The organism is Albidovulum sp. (assembly GCF_049646345.1).
Taxonomy (GTDB): domain Bacteria; phylum Pseudomonadota; class Alphaproteobacteria; order Rhodobacterales; family Rhodobacteraceae; genus Albidovulum.
This window is the reverse complement of record NZ_JBARVQ010000193.1, coordinates 1-2817: the sequence shown is the minus strand read 5'-3', so window position 1 is coordinate 2817 and position 2817 is coordinate 1. Positions and strand designations below refer to the sequence as shown.

At 65.4% G+C, this 2817-nt stretch carries 3 protein-coding genes; 1 reads left to right on the top strand and 2 read right to left on the bottom strand.

The features are described 5' to 3' along the window. On the top strand, positions 1–910 hold a 910-nt coding region (locus WBB85_RS04700; RefSeq protein ID WP_432637466.1), incomplete at its 5' end, for a c-type cytochrome. Between the two features lie 13 nt (positions 911–923). Here the strand turns inward: WBB85_RS04700 and WBB85_RS04695 are convergent. Together WBB85_RS04695 and WBB85_RS04690 are read right to left on the bottom strand one after the other, a co-directional pair. Beyond that, positions 924–2153: a DegT/DnrJ/EryC1/StrS family aminotransferase gene (locus WBB85_RS04695; RefSeq protein ID WP_432637465.1), complete on the bottom strand. Its 1230-nt coding sequence runs from the start codon at positions 2151–2153 to the stop codon at positions 924–926. Between the two features lie 154 nt (positions 2154–2307). After that, the coding region (locus tag WBB85_RS04690) for an HAD-IA family hydrolase (protein WP_432637464.1) at positions 2308–2817 on the bottom strand (510 nt) is incomplete at its 5' end.

Below are 2817 nucleotides of genomic sequence, written 5' to 3'. Positions count from 1 at the left end.
GGATGGGACGGCGCGGATCTGGCCTCTGGCAGACGATGGCCCGCCAGTGGAGATCGAGGGGCACAAAGGCAGCGTCAATGATCTGGTGTTCTCGCCCGATGGAACCCAGCTTTACACCGCCTCGGCCGATGGGACGATCCGGGTCTGGAACGCGATGACGGGCGAGGCCCTCGGCCAGCTTGTTCACCACGGCTTTGGCGTCAACGCGCTGGCGATGGCGTCGGACGGGGCATGGCTTGGCTATGGCGCGGTCGATGGGGGAACCCGGGTTCTGGCCCTGCCCGGCGGCGAGGAGATCGGGGATTTCACGCTCGACCGGCGGCCGATCCTGGCGCTTGCCTATCATCCTGGCGCGCGGCGGATCGCTGTCGGCGATGCCGAGGGCTACATCATGATGCTCGATACCGAAGAGTGGCGGATCGCCGATGATTTCCGGGCAACGCTCAAGGGGCCGGTCTGGGCGCTCGCCTTTTCGCCCGACGGGGCGAACATCCATGCAGGCGGGCTCGACAATGCGATGTATAGCTGGCCGGTCGATAACCTCAACGGGGCGCGGATCAAGGATGAAGGCCAAAGCTTCCTCACCCCGCCCGCAGAGATGTCGAACGGCGAACGGCAGTTCCAGCGCAAATGTTCGATCTGCCATGCGCTCGGCCCCGATGGCGGGCGGCGGGCCGGGCCGACCCTGCACGGGCTCTTCGGGCGCAAGGCGGGGTCGGTTCAGGGCTATCCCTATTCACCGCGACTGGAGCAAGGTGACATCACCTGGAGCGATGCGACGGTTGACCAGCTTTTCGATCTGGGGCCGGATCACTTCATTCCGGGGTCGAAAATGCCGATGCAGCGCATCACGGAACAAGGCGACCGGGCCGACCTGATCGCATTTCTGAAAGAGGCGACAGCGCGGTAACGGGCTGTCGCGCTCAGTCTGCTGATGGCACCAGATCGGCGACCGGCATGACGTCGCCCTGATGAACGGCGGACACCTCGGCCCGGATGATCCGGGCGATCAGTGCCGCGTCATCCAGCGAGAAGGTCAACGGAATGCGCATATCGATGAGGCCCGACAGGATACGGTCGGTATTGGGCAGCGACTGACGTTCAGCATAGCGCCAGCTGTCATGGCGCGAGGTGAAACCGGTCGGCTCAGCATGGCCGAACCATTTCAACTCCACCCCCCGGCTGGCAGCGCGGGCGATGACGGCGCGGACCTTGTCCTCGGACCAGTCGGGCAGCAGGAACTGGAAGGACGAGGCGACATAGGCCTCTTCCGCCGGGCGCGGGATCAGCTTCAGGCCCGGAGTCTCGCCCAGCCCATTTTCCAGCACCTTGTAAAGCGCATTCCAGCGGGCGCATTGCGCGGGCAGGTCGGCCAGTTGCGGGCGCAGGATCGCCGCACGCAGGTTGTCCATCCGGCCCGAGACGTTCGGGGTGACTAATTTCACCTTCTCGAACGCCTCGGGCGGTGGTCCGGCGTGGTGGCGGCCGTATAGCATATAGCTGCCCGACAGGATGGTAGCCCGCGCCATCAGATCGGGATCGTCAGAGGTCAGGAACCCGCCCTCACCTGAATTCATGTGTTTGTAGGTCTGGGTGGAATAGCAGCCCGCAATGCCGTGGCGGCCCGATGGCGTGCCGCGCCAGGCGGCCCCCATCGTATGGGCGCAATCCTCGATCACCTTGACGCCAGCGGCATCGCAAAGCGCCATCAGCCGGTCCATGTCGCAGATATGGCCGCGCATATGGCTGAGCAGGAGCGCCTTGGCGCCGGGCAGTTTGGCGGCGAGATCGTCAAGATCGATGGTCAGATCCTCGGTCGTCTCGACAAAGACCGGGTTGCCACCTACGGCGGCAATGGCGCCCGGCACCGGGGCGAGCGTGAAGGCATTGGTCAGGACCGTGTCGCCGGGGCCGACGCCGATGGCGCGCAGCGCGCAGCCGATCGCATAGCCGCCCGAGGCGACGGCAAGGCAGTATTTCGCACCGGTGAAGGCTGCGAATTCCTCTTCCAGAAGTGCGGTTTCGGCCACCTCGTCCGCCACCGTGTTGTACCGGTGCAGACGGCCGTGCCGCATGATCTTCAGCGCCGCCTCAATCCCGGCCTCGGGGATCGGCTCCTGCTGGGTGAAACTACCTGTGAATCTCTCGCTCATTCTTCATTTCTCCAATCCATCGCCCGTCCGGTCAATCGGCACCCTTCCCCTTCGGATTCGTGAAACCCGGCTTTCAACCCTGCGAAACAGCCGCTCCAGCGCGGCTCCCCTCCCCCTTGTGGGGAGGGGATGGGGGTGGGGAAGCCCTGTTGGACTAACCGATCAACCGCTTCACGATCCCCGGCAAATCGCTGAAATCATCCACCAGCGCCTCGGGCGCGAAATCGGCCACGCCATTCCCCGCCGGACCGAAGGTGACCAGAGCCACCGGAACCCCCGCCGCACGGCCGGTCTGGCGGTCGGTATCGGTGTCGCCAATCAGGATCGAGCGGTCCACCGCCCCCCCTGCCTGTTCGACCGACAGGCGATAGGGCGCAGGGTCGGGCTTGCGCACCGGCAGCGTATCGGCACCGACGAGCGATCCGAAAAGGTCCCGCACCCCGAGCCGCGCCATCAGCATCTCGGCCAGACCTTCGGGTTTGTTGGTGCAGATACCGGTCGCATAGCCCGCCGACCTCAAAGCCTCGACCGCCGCGATGGCACCGGGATAGAGGCGGCTTTCGCGGCAGATCCCCTCCTCATAGGCGGCCAGCAGAACCGGAAACTGCGCGTCGACCTCGGCCTCACCCCCCTGCCCCAACCGCGAAAAACCAAGCCGCAGCAT